We start from the raw sequence: 16,444 nt of genomic DNA, 5'->3' as shown, positions 1-16,444 counted from the left end.
GGGGGATTACCCAGTTCATTCAGGGAGGTGTGTGGTTTTCAGAACCGGCAACAGGACACTGACGACGGTGCCGACCCCCGGCGACGAAGTGATTCTGATGTCGCCACTCATGGCGTTCACCATTTTGATGCAACTTGTTAACCCCAGGCCAATGCGCGAGCCCGCGCCGGTTGAAAAGAATGGCATTGCGGCTTTGCGCATCTCGTCTGACGTCATGCCTCTGCCGGTGTCCGAGATTTGAATTAGGATCCTGCGGGCGAACGAGTAGCGTCGCTTGAGGAGACGCGCATGGATCGTTATTTGCGCGTCTTTCTTTCCGCTAACTGCAGTTATAGCGTTATTAACGAGCTCTTCGACGATCAAGTGAACTTGAACGCCAGGAACTTGTAGGAATTGTGCATCGTTTTCGATTTCCAACCGAATATTGCTGGTGGGTGTACTGCCTATCCGATGAAGGAGTTTGCCGAGCGCCTGTGTTCGGGGGTCTCGTTCAGAAGCAACGATCCGCACGAGCGCATTGTTGATTCGTTCGAGTTCGTTCACCGCGTCTAGCGCAGCCCGAAGCATTTCGGGTAGAGCTGAACGTTGGTCACCAAGGCGGTCCAGAAATAATCGAAGCGAAGTAACTCGTGATCGGGTCATGTGCGCGTGAAGCAATGCAAAGGAACGAACGTAGTCATCGCGGCGCGCGGCAAATTCGCGGTGTTGAACAATCGTATTAATGCCAACAATGACTAAAACTAGACATGATCCGAATACAAGAAAGCTACATTCCGTGCTGCGCGCACCTTGTGCCTTCTCTACCAAGTTCCTGCGGTGTTCGACCGCCGAACCGTAAATTCCTGTCAAATTTCTGTCAATTTGATCCGCGTAACGGAGCGCTTGATCATAGTCTCCGCCTTTCAATCCGATTGGACTAAGGTGCGTCTTTATGAGTTCGCGCGTTCGGACTAATAGGTTGCTGTTCTTCCCTCTCAGGAATTCGAAGGTTTGCAGTAGATCGATATTGTTGACGGCAGATTCTACTTCGTGGCCGTACTCCGGCACCATTTGACTGGTCTTGCTGGCTAGACGAAGCCAACCGGCAACCCGGGTGATGCTCAAGCGGGTTTCTTCTGAAGTAATCGCCGCTTCAAAAGCCTTATTAAATGATTGTCGGGTTTCAATTCGGTAGTATTCGAGTCGAATAGTTGACCAGCAACTCAGTGAAAGTGCCATCACCAATACGACATAAAGTGCGATTGCGGAGCTGAGTAACCTTTTAGGGTTCGCGACACCACCGGCGGGACCGCCCAGACGCAGGCCTGCCGTAACGGGTAAGCGCACATAAAAGCTAGCCAGCCGTTGCAAAAGAGATTCCGGTGACCTTCGGACGCGTGCCTTCATAGTCAACACCTTCGCTGTTAGGAGCTCCCTGAATCAAGTTACTCGAAATGATTCATCTCGCTCGCGATAGCCGTTCACTCGCGGCGAACATCTGCTGCTGGCGACGTCGTGCTCGTCTCAGGTCGCTCCCGCCGCGGCCGCTGCGACAAACTCGCTGCGCAGCCATTGATGCCTAGGGTCGCGATGACACCGCTCGTGCCAAATCAACATTAGCTCGTAGGGTTTGTGTTCCACGGGTGGGTCAACAGCCGTGAGCGGCAGCATCTCGGAAATACGTGCCGCAGCCCGGCGTGGCACCGCCAAGGCCAAATCGCTCGTGGCCGCCACCATCGCGGCCGTTAGTACATGCGAAAACCGCGTCGGATTCTGATCCGGTAAGTCCACGTATGGCAGTTCGTCATAAATTCGGCCGTCTCGTATAGGGAGGTCGGAGTTAGTGCCAGCGTGACGCAACGCCTTCAAGCTCTCAACTGTCCAATCCTGCGCCAAAGCCGGGTGGTCGTGTCGTAGCAAATACACGAGCTGGTCAGTATAGAGGCTGCGCCGCAAATAGCCGGGCGGAGCGGAGGAGATTTGCCCAACTGCTAAATCGAAATCGCCTTGCTCAAGTCCCTCGAGTAAGCCACTGAAGAGTGAATGGGGGGCGATTTCGAGGTGAGGCGCCCGCTGCAGGAGGTGCGGTAACAAAACAAGCGTTTGGTGATCAGGCATCGCCACGATTGTTTTCGGTCCCCATTCCATTGTGGGGAGATTGCCTTCAGTCATCATGTCCCGAATGTTGTTCATCGCCGCTGGTAGTCTTTTGGCCAGTCTTTGACCGCGAGGGGTAAGCACGTAGCCGGTTGAGGCTCGAACTAATAGCTCGTCATTGAAAATGCTCCGAAGCGTCGCCAACGCCCGACTCATCCCCGGTTGACTCCTGCCGACGTGGTGGCCCGCATGTGTGACGTTCCGGTATTCTAATAGGGCTTCCAATGCCACTAAAAGGTTCAAGTCAATCGATGCAAGATTCAGCGTTTTCACGATCGTTCTTTCGCAATGATGTACGTGCCACAGTGTTAAGAATAGATGATGCACGTATCTCATGTTTGATAAAAGGGGTGCAATCATCCCTATTCTAACCACCACAGCGCTAGTTGGTCGTTGGCCAGAGGGCCGGTGTCCCGATGAATGGTCTAGCTCGCGCGTGATGGCCGTGCTTTCCGGCAAGGGCTGTAGGGGCGATGTCACGTTGTTTGATCAACGGCCGTAAAGTCGCTTGTCGGTAAACTCATGCAATTGCAGCGGTCACGGCTTTCCACTGCGCCATGGCGATCCGATGAATATGGGTGGCTAGGGTTGAGTGTCTCTGGTGCGGCACGACGAAAAGATTTCGGACTGCTGAAAAAGACCGAGATGAAACGTTGCAAACCTCCGACGGATCGAAAGCCCTGCATCATCCGCTCTCGTTTTCGAAGCGGCACGTTAGAATTCTCTGCGCGATTGTTAAGGCCCTTGTGCGATCGATGTTCGACGCCGGGCATTACATCCCGTTTTGCCGCGCCGTATGAGCGCAGTTTGTCGGTGACGATGCGCCTTCGGCGACAGACCTTGCTTCTTCAGCAGCCTGACCAGCAATCGCTTGGCAGCCTTGGTATCGCGGCGGGTCTGGACGATCTCGTCGAGAACGTAGCCCTCCTGGTCAACGGCGCGCCACAGCCAATGCTTTCGGCCGCCTATGGAAATCACGACCTCGTCCAGATGCCAGATATCTTTCCGCAACGGCTTCTTTCTAGGCAGCTGCTTGACGTAGGCTGCCCCGAATTTGCGGCCCCATCGCCGTATCGTTTCGTAAGAGACGACGATACCGCGCTCCAGCAACATTCCCTCGACCAGCCGCAGGCTCAACGGGAACCGGAAATACAGCCAGACCGCACGGGCGATAATCTGCGGTGGAAATCGGTGGTTCTTGTAGCTGGTGGTCGATGAGTGCAAATTCCGAGGCAATCCGCCCCCTGATTCCGAAATGATGTCGCCCCCCAATTCCGAGAAATAGTCGCCCCCTTGTTCCGAGATGATGCCGCCCCCTTTGAGGCATCTGGCAAGGGTGGTCTGCAGGTGTGAAGTTTCTTCCTTTGACGTCGAAGAGGAAGGAACGGGATTCCTGCGGAGAGACTGGAGATGCGGCGTGTCCGCGAGATATTGAGATATCGCTTTGAGCAAGGACTTGGGCACAAGTCGATTGCGGTGCGGGTTGGAACTGCGCCCTCGACGGTGCGCGAGACGCTACGGCGTGCGGCGGTAGCCGGGCTGTCGTGGCCTCTGGGTGACGAGGTCAGCGATGCCGTCCTGGAGGCGGCGCTCTACAGGGCGGCCGGGACGAAGATTGGGCACCGTCGCGCTCCGGAGCCGGATTGGGCGCAGGTTCATCGCGAGCTGAAGCGCAAGCATATGACGCTGCAGATCCTATGGGATGAATACATCGGTCATCATCCGGATGGCTATCGTTACAGTCGCTACTGTGACCTGTACCGGGGCTGGGCGTTGAAGCTGCCGGTGACGATGCGGCAGGATCATGCGGCCGGCGATAAGCTGTTCGTCGATTATGCGGGCGATACCGTTACCGTCGTAGTCGACCGATTGTCCGGCAAGACACGACAGGCCCATTTATTTGTCGCGGTCCTGGGAGCATCCAGCCTTTCGTTCGCGCAGGCGCGCTGGACCGAGACGCTTCCCGACTGGGTCGAATGCCATGTTCAGGCGCTGGAGTTCTTCGGTGGTGCGCCAGCGTTGCTGGTTCCCGACAATGCCAAGGTGGCGATCATCAAGGCGTGCCACTTCGATCCCCAGGTCAACAGGACGTATTGTGCAATGGCAGCGCACTATGGCAGTGCCGTTCTGCCGACGCGGCCACGCCGTCCTCGCGACAAGGCCGCCTTCGCCATCGCACCTTCTACAGTTTGGGCGAGGTCAATGCGGCGATCGCCGATTTGCTGCATGATCTTAACGACAAGCGTGTTCTTCGCCGGGTTGGCATCACGCGCCGCCAATTGTTCGAAGAGCTCGACCGACCCGCGCTTTAAGGCTATTGCCTGTGGAACGCTATGTCTTTGCGGAATGGCGTATCCGGCGTGCCGGGTTGGATTACCACGTCGAGATCGAGCGGCACTATTACTCTGTCCCCTGCCGCTTCGCTCGCGAGCAGGTCGAGGCGCGCATCACCGCCAATACGATCGAACGCATTCAACTTGAGGCTTCTTCCATCGGGCGGAGGTTGCGTTGCTGTGCGAGAAGATCCTCGCCGATAGGCCGCACCCGGAGCAGGGCTTTCGAGCCTGCAGGGAATTATCCGCCTGAACAAAGGCTTTGGCCGCGACAGAGTGAATGCCGCTTGCAGCCGTGCGTTGGAGATCGGGGCCCGGACCTACGGTTCAGTACGCTCCATTCTCGACAATCATCTCGATCGAGCTGCCTCCACCTATGGACCAGCCTCGCATGAGCCTATCCATCACGAAAACATCCGTGGACCTCGCTATTATCACTAAGGAGAACGAAGAATGTTGCCCATCCAACACTCGATAAACTCAATTCCATGGGCCTGGCCGGCATGGCAAAGGCCTTTGGGGAGCTCGTCACCAACGGCGAAGCCGAACATCTCTCGCACCCCGAGTGGCTGGGACTGCTGCTCGAACGGGAATGAAGTTCCCGCTACGATCGCAAGCTTGCTGCACGCTTCCGGTTCGCCAAGCTGCGTCACCAGGCGACGCCGGAGGACGTCGATTACCGCAGCGAGCGCGGCCTCGATCGCGCGCTCTTCATGAAGCTGCTCGGCGGCGACTGGATCAGCGCTCATGACAATCTGGCCATTTGCGGACCCTCAGGTGTCGGGAAAAGTTGGTTAGCTTGCGCTCTCGGTCACAAGGCTTGCCGAGACGATCGTTCCGTTCTCTATCAGCGCGTCCCAAGGCTGTTTGCCCAACTTGTGCTCGCTCGTGGCGACGGCAGGTATGCCCGACTGCAACGCACACTCGGCCATGTTCAAGTCCTGATCTTGGACGACTGGGGCGCTCAACGAACCAGCCCGTCACGATCTGCTGGAAATCCTCGAGGACCGCTATGGCCGTCGCTCCACGATCATTACCAGCCAGCTCCCCGTATCGGCCTGGCACGGCGTCATCGGGGACCCACCTGCGCCGATGCCATCCTGGATCGCCTCGTCCACAATGCCCACCGCATCGAACTCAGCGGCGAAAGCCTACGACGAAATCTGCCTCGAAAAGCTTGACACCGTACTTGAACGAACTGACAACAATTACTGCCTGCAGACCCCACTAAAAAGGGGGGGAGATCATCCCGGAATCAAGGGGCGCAATCATCTCGGAACGAAGGGGCGGCTTCATCGGTATCGGCATCGATGAGGTCATCTCAACCGTATTATCCCCCACCCGTTAAGTTGCCGACAACGTGACATCGCCCGATCAAGTGTTTGGGACCCCCGTCGCGGAACCCATCTTGGCCAGCGTTCATGTGTGAGCGCAACAAAAGGCCCGACATATGAACGCAAGAGATCCGATCAAATCATCAAAGAGTTCTTGCAAGGAGGGGCCGTCCACATATGGCTTCTCGATGAAGCCGTTGTTTCAATCCGCGGCAAGAAGCATTGGCTGTGGCGCGCAGTTGATCAGGACGGTTTCGTCTTGGAGGTTCTCGTGCAAAGCCGCCGCGATGCAAAGGCCGCCATGCGCCTGATGCGCAAGCTCTTGAAGGGCCAGGGACGGTCGCCGCGTGTGATGATCACCGACAAGCTGGGGTGTTACGGCGCAGCAAAGCCAGAGATCATGCCGGGTGTAGAGGATCGCTTCCACAAAGGGTTGAATAATCGGGCAGAGAATTCTCACCAGCCAGTCCGGGGGCGAGAGCGGATCATGAAGCGCTTCAAGTCACAGCGACATCTACAACGCTTCGTCTGCATCCATGATCCGAATCGCCAACCTATTTCAAATCCCGCGCCACGACATCTCCTCCGGCCACCATCGCGAACTGTGCACGGCGGCGATGAGCCTGTGGGTGAAAATTGCCCGAGCATGAAAGATATCTGCGGATGGCGTCTTTCGCTGGCCTTTCATCCGTTAAGTTTACGATGCCTACACTCCGTCGGGCGATAGGCCTCGCCGGAGCAGCTTGGCCCGAGCCTGCTTGTAGTATTTTTCAATTGAAGCGGGGTCGACCCCAATCCGTTCGCTGATCTGTTCGTAAACGTCCTTTCGCTTGGCTCCACGCTCACGGCGGCGCATCGCATTTAACGTTTCCTGCTCGCGGCCCGTAAGCCCGGAATAGTGAAAATCAACCGCCAATTGCTCCTTGTCCCATATTTGAATGGAGAACCCATTTTGAGAAATTTCCTGCAGCACCTCAGCCAGAAGTCCGCTGATCAGTCCGATCTTGCTGACGTATCCAGCCACACCATACCGACGGCAGTGGTTAGCTTCGGCAAGCGAATCCAATCCAGTGATCACCACGTGGATCGCTGAAGGGGACGCATCAACGACCTGCCTGATAACCGAAAGTCTGTCGACTTGTGACGTTGGATTTACGCCTGGCAAGCCGGGGTCAATGAGAACGAGGTTAAAGTCCCCCGACTTCAGCAGAGTCTTAGCAATTTCTAATGTCGGAGCCCCAAGAAGAACGCTACCAATGAGACGGTCCTTTAGTTCCTGGATCAGCGCCAAACGCATTAAATCCTGATCTTCGATCACTAAAATCCGCTGCATAGAAGCCTCTTTCCGCATCAGTATAAATCGGGAAGGTCGTTCAACTTCGATTTTCCTCAACCTCTCACTTTGAGACCTGCTCCGAGCCAATGAACCTTAGTTCGTCGTCGACCGAGCTTTTCCTTTCTCGGTCATTGTTTGCTAGTCGTCGAAATCAACATTGGGTAGTCCTCGTCGGCCCAATAAAGACGTAAAAAGCTGTCTTGGGGGTGTAGAAGCTGGGGCCAGGGTTCCGGCGCGGTCGTCTTGTTATGCTATCTCCTGTCCCGGACATCTAAGTCGGCAGAAATTCCCCTTATCCTAGCTGTTCAGATTTCCCTAGCCACCTAGAACTCGTGGCTTAGTCTGGTCGCAGGAACCTCTCCGTACCCGGTGTTCTGGCCGCACGTAGTTCTGACTACCCTGATCCGTGATGTCGTGACCTGCGCCAGGCCCTCTCTCCCCGTTTTCGGATCGCACTGATAATTTCTAAAGTTGATCAGCCATTTTATTCCTTTCCATCATGCCTAATTTCGACAAGCCAAGAGCCCCGCGAGAAGGCTCGGTCAAATTGCTGCTCACATCGGAAGATGTTCAGGCTCGTTTGCGAGGTGACCTAGAAAACCGATAAACTTACCGGAACCTCACCCGCGGCTGCCCTATGGACTATATCGGACGATTGGTAAAATTGATTGTGTGGATTAAACACATCCATGCTATGAATGAGAAGCTTGCTTAAAGCCTCGACTAAACTTTTGGCTCGAAGCATTGCCGCGTGTTGGTTTCCACGCGGAACTGAGCCGGTTTTTCCACCGAAAAGTGAGTCACTTCTGAGTATGGTTTTCTGATCAGGCTTTGGTCAAGGCATTGGCCTTTTCTCCTCTCTTCTGTGCGGCCGCCGCCGAGCTGGCTTTGAAGCGCAAGCTGTCATTTCCGGTTTCGAGGATATGGCAACGGTGGGTCAGGCGGGGCGTTGTTGCGCGGATTACCGGCGACTGATATTGGGCTTTGGTTTTCAGTCTCCTGATCGGGGTTTTGATGATGTCGCATAAGTTCAGACCGACGGGACAAGATAGCCAAGCAGAAGTTTAAGGTGACGAATTGGGCGGCCTATAATGAAAGCCTGCGTTGCGGCGCTGATGGAGTTCGATATTGCCGTGCCTGACTTCTCCACCCTGTCGCGCCGGAGCAAAGGGCTGGCGTTGCCGTCGACAAAGTCCGGAGCCAGAGCGTCCGGTCCTGTTTATCTGGTGGTCGATAGCACGGGGTTAAAAGTCTTCGGTGAGGGCGAGTGGCTGGAAAACAAGCACACAATCAAGGTGAAACGTAAAAGATGGCGCAAGCTTCACATTGGCCTTGATCTTGCTAGCGGTGAGATTGTCTGCGCGGATCTAACCACGGATGATGTTGGCGATCCGACCGCTTTGCCAGGTCTTCTGGATCAGATTGATGGCCCAGTTGCCAAGTTTATCGGTGATGGCGCCTATGACGGAGCGCCGACCCGTGATCTTCTGGAGACGCGCTTCGGCGAGATCGTGGAGATCATTATCCCGCCTCCCAAGACAGCAGTTGAAAGTCCGCAATCGGCCGTTGAAAGTCCGCAATCGGCCGTTCAATCCAACGGTACGGGACCGCCATATCGCCGAAATCGCGAAAACAAGGGCCGGATGGCCTTGGCAGAAATCCACCGGCTATAACCAGCGCAGCCGGGTGGAGACCCAGAGTAAGCGGTTAGCCGATGGCGTCAGGCTTGAAGTTCCATGGCATAAGTGCCTCGAGCTCGGATACTGGCCAGCCTTTCGCGATGCGGGTCAAGGTCTGGGAAAGCCAGTCGAGCGGATCGACGTTGTTCATTTTGGCCGTCTGGAGAAGCGTGGCCAGCGTCGCCCAAGTCCGTCCACCGCCCTCGCTGCCGGCGAATAGACTGTTCTTTCTCGTAATTGTTTGGGGCCTGATCGCGCGCTCGACGATATTGGAGTCAATTTCGATCCGGCCGTCCGTCAGGAAACGCTCCAGTGCTTCGCGCCGGGTGAGCGCGTAACGGATTGCTTCGGCGGTCTTGGACTTGCCAGAGACCTTGCCCAGCTCCTTCTCCCAAAGATCAAAGAGTTCGGAGACGATGGTTGCAGATTTTTCCTGACGCAGGATGGAACGGCTGCCGGCATCCCGACCGCGGACCTCATCCTCGATGCGCCACAGCTCGGTCATCGCGATGATCGTGTCCGTTGCAGCCTTTGAGACACCACTGATGTGAAGGTCGTAAAACTTGCGGCGAAGATGCGCCCAGCATCCTGCGAGCCGGATCGTTTCATTGCTGCCGTCTTTGGCACGCGTCTTGGCGAGACTGGTATAGGCCGAGTAGCCGTCAACTTGCAGGATGCCGCTGAATCCGGCGAGATGACGCACCACGCAGTCAGCGCCCCTACTGTCCTCAAAGCGATAGGCCACCATCGGCGGGCTGGTTCCACCATAGGATCTATCATCGCGAGCATAAGCCCAAAGCCAGGCCTTCGTCGCCTTCCCCGAACCGGGCGCAAGAGTGGGTAAGGTCGTTTCGTCGGCGAAGATCCTTTCACCCTCCTTGACGCGCTCAAGGATGTAATCGGCGCAAATCTGAAGTTCGAAGCCCAGATGCCCCATCCACTGGGCCATCAACGATCGGCTGATCTCGACACCGTCGCGTAGATAGATTGCCTCCTGCCGGTAAAGCGGAAGGCCGTCGGCGTATTTGGAGACGGCGATATAGGCGAGCAGCCGCTCCGTCGGCAGGCCGCTTTCGATGATGTGCGCCGGTGCCAAAGCCTGGAGCACGCCATCGTGGCCGCGGAAGGTGTATTTGGGGCGGCGCGTCACGATGACCCGGAACTTCGGCGGCACGACATCCAGCCGTTCGGAGCGATCCTCACCGATCAGGACCTTTTCCAAGCCCACGTATTCAGCAGGGATCTCCGGCTCGATCACTTCCTCGATGCGTTCGAGATGAGCGGCAAAACCCTTGCGCGGACGTGCTGCCCGTTTCGGCTTGTCCTTGGCCGCGTGATCAAGCTCGCTCTGGATTGCCGAAAGGCCGGTCTCGACTTCCTCGAAGGCAAAGGACACCTGCTCGTCATTGACACCAAGGCGCAGTCGCTCGGAACGGGTGCCATGTTGGGTACGCTGCAGAACCTTCAGGATCGATGTGAGGTTGGCAATCCGCTCGTTGGCGCTCTTCTCCACCGCCTCCAACCGGGCGATCTCAGCTTCAGCGGCCTTCAGTCGGGCTTCTTTCGCAGCCTGCTCGCGCGCCATCGCGAGGACCATCGCTTTCAGCGCGTCAACGTCGTCCGGCAGGTCGTGAGGGGGCAAATCCATGGCAATGAGTAGAGCACAAAAACAGCCGTTTTCCCAACCATTACAGCGGCATGATTCATCTTGCCGCAGGCGCTGTCAGCCCGTCAACAAGGGGCGCCGGACCTTGGCCGGGCGGATCTTTTTCCAATCCATGCCGGCCAGCAACGCCATCAGCTGAGAATGGTCCAGCCGGATCCGTGCCGCCGATATGCCCGGCCAGCAGAAGCCCTGATCTTCCAGGGTTTTCGAATAGAGGCAGACCCCACTGCCATCCCACCAGACAATGCGAATACGATCGGCCCGTTTCGAGCGGAAGACGTAAAGCGCGCCATTGAAGGGATCGAGACCGCCATCCCGCACCAGCGCCATCAACGAGGCGGCCCCCTTGCGGAAGTCGACCGGCTGGCACGACACATAGACCACCACACCCGAAGCCATCATGCCTTGCGAACCGCCCGCAGAACCCTCACCAGGTGATCGGGGTCAAAATCGCCGCCGACGCGCACGACCATATCGGCAATGACAATATCGACCGAGCCGTTGCTTACCGTTTCAACGCGCGCGAACTTGATCTGCTTGCCCGTTCCCTCTGTAAGGGGTGCAACAACGCCCGATGCCAGTGCCTTGCGACGCCACCCATAAAGCTGCGAGGGATCCAAGCCTTCAGACCGGGCAACCGCCGAGACATTGGCCCCAGGCTGCAGCGTCGCGGCGACGATCCGCGCCTTTTCGTCATCCGACCAGTCCCGCGGCTTGCGTCGTCTTCGCACGGGCTCCGCGGTCAAAATCTCAAAGGTTCGAGGCTGATTCACACTATCACTCATAGGACTCTCCGCATGACTCATGCAGAAAATCGCCGATCAGCAGTCCGAAAGATACGTGGGATGGCCTACGCGCTTACGACCCAGATGGGTAGATGGAAGACCGGTCATTGGGCCAAAACTCAAAGCGAGGAATTTCGACAATCAGAACAGAAGCCAAGATCGGCATCCACGTTCTCAACCGGATGACTGAACTTGGTCGTCCAGAATTCCGGCGTGTTGTATGAAAAATCCCATGGGTGGGATTATCTCGCACAGAATCTGATCCCTGCAACACGTCCTGCAGCGACCGTCATCTTCTGGCTTTGATTCAGTGAGTCCTGAGCCTATCAGGTAGCCGTGCCGCTACCGAAGTTTCGGAAAAGTCGGGTGACACGCCGGATCATCGACGGCTGATAGGCGTCGGGCGTATCGAGCTGCAGGTGCACAATAGGAGGCCCGCAGAAGGGATCGCACGAGATTGCCACCTTAACCGCCTCGAACGCGTCAGCGCCGCCCCTGAAGGCGCCCAGGGCGTACTCGCTGCCCGAGCCAATGGTGAAGAAGTCGTCTTCGAGCGGACCGGATGGATAAAAGCAACCGCTGAAGAAAAAGACCGAGCGATCGACCTTTACCAGGATCGCCTGAACCTCGGACTCGCGCGTGCCGAACGCATCCTTGTTCATGCCCGCCATCACCCACTGCGTGAACTGTTCACCCATACCGGGTTGCCTGGTGGTGACGCCGAGCAGCGCGCCCCTGAGTGGCCCTGCCCCGATCCGGTGAATCTTCCTCTTCGCGCCGATCGGATGGTGGTCGCCGGAAGTGCCGCGGCTGTCGGCGATCATAAGCTCGCGCTTGCGGTCGTAGACGATGACGGTCATTAGAGCAGCCCTCTCTTGATGCGCTTCGGGCGCATGATGGTGTTCGTAACCGAATGAAACCGGACCTGCGTCAGGAGCTGACGTTGAGTAAATTTGTCGCTGCAGCGTTCGACCGAGACCGGGTTCGGGCCCGGTCGGTCGAAGCACCGGCATAGCTTTGCGACCGTCAAATTTACCGACTCGCTGCGAGTCTCAAAACCGATATATCCCGCAATATCATAGGTCGCAGCCAGATTGAGGCACTCATCCCTCACCGCATCGAAATCTTCAGTATCGACCAGTCTCGCCTTACTGTATTCCGCCATAAGGTAGTCATACTGGATTGGATTAGCCGCCAGAGTAATCGGTTGGTATCCAAGACGTCGGGCGGTTTGAATGTACCGCAAACCATTGCTTCTCGAACCTTCAATTAGCAGGAGTGCTTTTCGTCGCGGATTTTTGCCCTCCTTGCGCCCGAGCCTATATCCGACGGCAAATTCGCAGCGCGTTGTTTTTAGAAAATTGCATTTGTTTGGGTTTCGCGGATTCCGTTGCAATTTATTTGCCACACGAGGGTCCTCTGTAGGAGTAGCGCGTCACGTGTTCCTAGACGCCCTTGCTCGGCGAAACCTTGATTCCGGACAGATGCGATGCAGGTGCGAAAGTGCTCACTGTGATTTCCTCATTTCTGGAGAGGGCGATTGGCTTCAGTGGACGGCTTCGTTTCGCCGATTAGCGATTGACTATCGATGTTGTCGGCCTTATTTGCTCCCGCCATCACCCAAACCGAACTCGGCGGACTTTTCCTGACCGGGAAGATGCGCGCACCTCATCAAATTCGCCTCGTCTCCGGGATCATGATGGGAAGAGTTCCTTTGCCGAATGGGCCCCAATCTGAAACGGGGCGTGTCAGCATTCGCGCGTCCGGTGTGGCGGCAAACCACGGCTGCGAGCGCGCAGCGGTGGCTCGTGTTGGTCTCCTTTCAGGCATCAGTTGGCAAAGAACTGCTAGGTCCCCTTCGCCTCAATAGCGTCTACAAGTCGCGAGAGCGCGTGGACGTAGGCGGCGCATCGCAGGGTTATGTTCTTGTCCTTCGCACACGCCCATATTGCGGCTCCTTCCTCTTCCATTTTCGTCTTCAGCCGGGCATGTATGTCCTCGATGGGCCAGTAATAGCCTTGGCGGTTCTGTACCCATTCGAAATACGAGACAGCGACCCCACCCGCATTCGCGAGGATATCCGGAAGAACGACGACGCCCCTGTTCTTGAGGATGTCATCGGCCTCCAGCGTGATCGGGCTGTTGGCGAGTTCGAGAATGATCGGAGCCTTTACATTGGCAGCGTTGCCCGCGTGGACCATGTCCTCCAGGGCCGCCAAAACGAGCAGGTCGCAATCGACCGAAACCAGTTCGTCGGCAGCAATTCTCGAGACACCGTCTGAACCCGCGAAGCTGGTAACGCTTCCGTGGCGCTCTTTAGCACCATTCAGCTTTTTGATATCGAGGCCAGCCGGGCAATAGATCGCACCCTTTGAGTCAGAAACAGCCACGACTTTGTATCCGGCGGCTTCGAGCAAATGCGCTATGTGATATCCGGCGTTGCCGAAGCCTTGGACTGCCACTCGCGCTCCCGGCACTAGTCCGAGCTTCTGCGCCAGGAATTGGAGGAGATAATAGCCGCCACGGGCTGTCGCATCATCACGCCCAAGTGAGCCGCCAAGGCTGATCGGCTTACCGGTGATGACCGCAGGGGTCACCTCGCCCACGATGGAATCGTATTCGTTCGCCATCCACGCCATGGTCATCGCATTGGTGTTGACGTCAGGCGCCGGGATGTCCCGGTTTGGTCCGATGACCTTGGCGAAGATCTGGACATAGCCACGTGCAAGGCGCTCCAGTTCAGTCTCGGATAGACAGTGAGGATCAATCTGGACGCCGCCCTTGCCGCCACCAAACGGCAGGTTCACCACTGCGCACTTGATAGTCATCAGGAAGGCGAGCGTCTCTACTTCATCTGCCGTTACACTTTGGTGATATCGGATGCCTCCCTTGGTTGGGCCGCGGGTATCGTCATAGCGGGAACGCCAAGCCCGTAAGTGCTTGTGGGAGCCGTCGTCCATGCGAATCGTCAGACGAGCGTGCGTGGTCTCTAGCGGGAACTCCAATCTTTCGAGAATTGTCGGGTCGATGTTGAGGTGCTTGGCCGCATCAACAAGGCGTGTCAGGGCCTGCTGCAACATGGTCTTCGAGCTCATTGTGCTTTTCCCCCAAATCGGATGATCACCGGTATCCGTGGTACGTGATGGTCCACGAGGGCCGCTAGCGTGTTTTGGGACGTAGTGGACTTGCCAATTCCGCCCTTTCCGTAGAATGCGATCTGACGCAGAGCTGCCATGCTTAGAGTTCCTTCATGTGTTCGAAGCAATGCGGTTATCCCGCAACGCGGATACGGCGGCCGTTCCGCTGCCTCGCAATAGCTCTCAAGATTCGTGCCAAGCAGGCCGATTGAGATGACGGACAATAATTTGCTGCGATTCCAGTTATGTGGGCGGAAAAGGCGCGCGAACGAGGAGGCAGCCTTTGTCGCCGATCTGACAAAGGTGACGACAATGTCGCAAATCGTTGTCATGCGTCTGAAGGATCACAAGCTGGCGCTGGCCCAATGCAGCAAGTCGCGTCAGATCAAGTTGCTTCGGCTTGTTCATTTGGGGATACGGTAGCCCAACCGATCAGAACGGCGTTGATATGACGATTGAGGCGCGGAAAAGCCAAGACCTCGACGCGCTGCGGCAGCGTTCATGAACGGCCTTCGATTGATATTTCCAGCAAGGGTTTCTCCACGCTTCTGGCAATGATCCTGGTGGCGCCGCAACATCAGCTAAAACGCTTGTCCAACCTCACTAGGCGCCCGCAGCGTTATTTTCTCGATCGCTCTGCTTCTGATCGCGCATACGGGTGTCGCTAGTCAGATTATCAACGGTAAACCGAAGCTCGATACACGCCCACCGCACCAGAACTTCAGTCCCCGTGCTATCTCCCGGGGGCCGGCTCGTATCGCAGCTATCATGGAGTTGTCCGACCTGAAGCCTATCGAATCGCCATCCGTTCGCGGTGGTGATCGGGGCGGATTGCGACACGACATGTCGGCAACCATACAAAACCCTCCGCATAGCGACAACGAAACATGTGCAATCTCGAAGGCTTACCGGCGCAACCTGATTGGCACGAGTAGTGCTCAGTGTAAGCCGGGTCCCTAAAGCCCAAATCCGATTGGAGCTTAAACGACTATGCACATCGTGGTCTGTATCAAACAAGTCCCGGGCTTCGGACGCCTGGTATCGTCTTCGTCGGGACGCAGACAATTGACGGCGACACGGCCCCGGTCTGACGGGCATCGGAAGGAGGCCGAACCTCCAGCAATCGACTTACATGGCGAGGAGCTCTGGAATGGCCTCGTGCTGCATCTGCATTAGACCTCGGCATCTTCCCGTCACGACGGTGACTATCGTCACGCTCTCAGAAGAAAGAATTCGCAATGTCACGCACCCGCAGAAGCCATTTCAGAAGACGAGATCACCAGCGTTTGTTGTCCAACCGATGGAACGAGCGCCGCTCTTCGAAATCGGAGCAACTCGAGCTGATACTTGGCCGGAAGGGCTCATTCCTCGAGCACGAAGCGGCCCATAAAATACTGTGGAGCATAAAACATGGCCTCTAGTTTAAATCTCGGCTCTCCAGCCCCGCCTATCAAAGTGCAGAACTGGCTGCGCGGCGATCCGCTTTCCAACTTCCAGCTCGGCAAGATATACGTCGTTGAGTTCTTTTCGACTACCTGCGGTTATTTGGGGCCGGAGCTATCCGACCTGGCGAAGTTGCACAAGAAATTCAGAGACACGAGAGTTGAGTTCATTGGGATCGCAGCAAGTGAGGAAGTTGCAACGGCTGACGACGCCCGAGCCCAGGTGGACGCGTCCATAACCAAATCGCTCCCGAATACGAACATCCGGATGGGATTCGACCACTCAGGCGAAATGGATGAGGATTGGCTCAAAGCCAGCTTGTCGTTCCACGTTCCAAAGACGTTCGTTGTCGACCGAGACGGTAGCATCGCCTTTATCGGTGATCTGGTTATGCTCCAGGACGTTTTACCAAAAGTGATTGACGGCACCTGGCGCGCCAGCGCGGAAGCAAAGAATGCCGAAGAGGAGCGGATTGCTGAAGGCGAGACTTATGCTGCGCAGATTGTTTCATGATCGAGTCTCGGCGGCGATTGAGATTAAGAATTGGAAGGCGGCGCTCTCGGCGATTGAGGAGGGCATCAACCTGAACCCGGAC

At 56.6% G+C, this 16,444-nt stretch carries 11 protein-coding genes and 6 pseudogenes; 5 read left to right on the top strand and 12 right to left on the bottom strand.

Features of this window, described 5'->3' with window-relative positions; all coding sequences use genetic code 11:
• Positions 1–15: 15 nt before the first annotated feature.
• The 3 genes and pseudogenes from J2J99_RS32435 to J2J99_RS32425 all read right to left on the bottom strand — a co-directional run bounded on the left by J2J99_RS32435 (position 16) and on the right by J2J99_RS32425 (position 3,360).
• Positions 16–1,386: a sensor histidine kinase gene (locus J2J99_RS32435; protein WP_168301600.1), complete on the bottom strand. Its 1,371-nt coding sequence runs from the start codon at positions 1,384–1,386 to the stop codon at positions 16–18.
• A gap of 117 nt (positions 1,387–1,503) precedes the next feature.
• A complete protein-coding gene (locus J2J99_RS32430; RefSeq protein WP_246763176.1) occupies positions 1,504–2,409 on the bottom strand; it encodes a LysR family transcriptional regulator in 906 nt (301 codons plus the stop codon).
• 247 nt (positions 2,410–2,656) lie between these two features.
• Positions 2,657–3,360: pseudogene (locus J2J99_RS32425) on the bottom strand (IS6 family transposase).
• Between the two features lie 186 nt (positions 3,361–3,546).
• On the opposite strand from J2J99_RS32425, the pseudogene istA reads away from it, so the two are divergent.
• The 3 pseudogenes from istA to J2J99_RS32410 form a co-directional block, all read left to right on the top strand.
• Positions 3,547–4,910, top strand: a pseudogene (gene istA, locus J2J99_RS32420) (IS21 family transposase).
• 47 nt (positions 4,911–4,957) lie between these two features.
• A pseudogene (gene istB / locus J2J99_RS32415) lies at positions 4,958–5,650 on the top strand (IS21-like element helper ATPase IstB).
• Positions 5,651–5,981: 331 nt separating this feature from the next.
• Positions 5,982–6,453 (top strand): annotated as a pseudogene (locus tag J2J99_RS32410) (IS6 family transposase); the annotation flags it as partial.
• A 56-nt stretch (positions 6,454–6,509) separates the two neighbouring features.
• Here the strand turns inward: J2J99_RS32410 and J2J99_RS32405 are convergent.
• Both J2J99_RS32405 and J2J99_RS32400 read right to left on the bottom strand, forming a co-directional pair.
• Positions 6,510–7,136: a response regulator gene (locus J2J99_RS32405; protein WP_168301598.1), complete on the bottom strand. Its 627-nt coding sequence runs from the start codon at positions 7,134–7,136 to the stop codon at positions 6,510–6,512.
• A gap of 827 nt (positions 7,137–7,963) precedes the next feature.
• A pseudogene (locus J2J99_RS32400) lies at positions 7,964–8,095 on the bottom strand (ATP-binding protein); the annotation flags it as partial.
• Positions 8,096–8,230: 135 nt separating this feature from the next.
• On the opposite strand from J2J99_RS32400, the gene J2J99_RS32395 reads away from it, so the two are divergent.
• Entirely contained in the window at positions 8,231–8,812 is a 582-nt protein-coding gene (locus tag J2J99_RS32395) for a transposase (protein ID WP_246735442.1), read from the top strand.
• Positions 8,813–8,846: 34 nt separating this feature from the next.
• Here J2J99_RS32395 and tnpC read toward each other — a convergent pair whose 3' ends face one another.
• The 7 genes and pseudogenes from tnpC to nifH all read right to left on the bottom strand — a co-directional run.
• The gene (gene tnpC / locus J2J99_RS32390) at positions 8,847–10,466 is read right to left on the bottom strand and encodes an IS66 family transposase (protein ID WP_168302355.1); all 1,620 of its coding nucleotides are present in this window, start codon (positions 10,464–10,466) and stop codon (positions 8,847–8,849) included.
• A gap of 75 nt (positions 10,467–10,541) precedes the next feature.
• Positions 10,542–10,886, bottom strand: a complete 345-nt coding sequence (tnpB, locus tag J2J99_RS32385) for an IS66 family insertion sequence element accessory protein TnpB (RefSeq protein ID WP_168255030.1) — start codon at positions 10,884–10,886, stop codon at positions 10,542–10,544.
• On the bottom strand, positions 10,883–11,290 hold the full coding sequence (locus J2J99_RS32380) for a transposase (RefSeq protein WP_246735476.1): 408 nt from the start codon (positions 11,288–11,290) through the stop codon (positions 10,883–10,885). The genes tnpB and J2J99_RS32380 overlap by 4 nt, the downstream gene beginning before the upstream one ends.
• 305 nt (positions 11,291–11,595) lie before the next feature.
• The gene (locus tag J2J99_RS32375; RefSeq protein WP_246735477.1) at positions 11,596–12,129 is read right to left on the bottom strand and encodes an Ntn hydrolase family protein; all 534 of its coding nucleotides are present in this window, start codon (positions 12,127–12,129) and stop codon (positions 11,596–11,598) included.
• Positions 12,129–12,677, bottom strand: coding sequence for an ATP-grasp domain-containing protein (locus J2J99_RS34410; protein WP_246735478.1), 549 nt, complete (start codon positions 12,675–12,677; stop codon positions 12,129–12,131). Before J2J99_RS34410 ends, J2J99_RS32375 begins: the two co-directional genes overlap by 1 nt.
• A gap of 439 nt (positions 12,678–13,116) precedes the next feature.
• Complete coding sequence (locus J2J99_RS32365) at positions 13,117–14,364, bottom strand: Glu/Leu/Phe/Val family dehydrogenase (RefSeq protein ID WP_168302356.1); 1,248 nt, start codon at positions 14,362–14,364, stop codon at positions 13,117–13,119.
• A 50-nt stretch (positions 14,365–14,414) separates the two neighbouring features.
• A pseudogene (gene nifH / locus J2J99_RS32360) lies at positions 14,415–14,504 on the bottom strand (nitrogenase reductase); the annotation flags it as partial.
• A gap of 1,312 nt (positions 14,505–15,816) precedes the next feature.
• Here nifH and J2J99_RS32355 point away from each other — a divergent pair.
• Positions 15,817–16,362, top strand: coding sequence for a TlpA disulfide reductase family protein (locus tag J2J99_RS32355; RefSeq protein ID WP_168302357.1), 546 nt, complete (start codon positions 15,817–15,819; stop codon positions 16,360–16,362).
• The last annotated feature ends 82 nt before the right edge of the window (positions 16,363–16,444 follow it).

The sequence above is a fragment of the Rhizobium binae genome (assembly GCF_017357225.1).
GTDB lineage: Bacteria > Pseudomonadota > Alphaproteobacteria > Rhizobiales > Rhizobiaceae > Rhizobium > Rhizobium binae.
The sequence above is the reverse complement of the archived record's forward strand: the minus strand, read 5'-3'. Positions and strand labels throughout refer to the sequence as shown.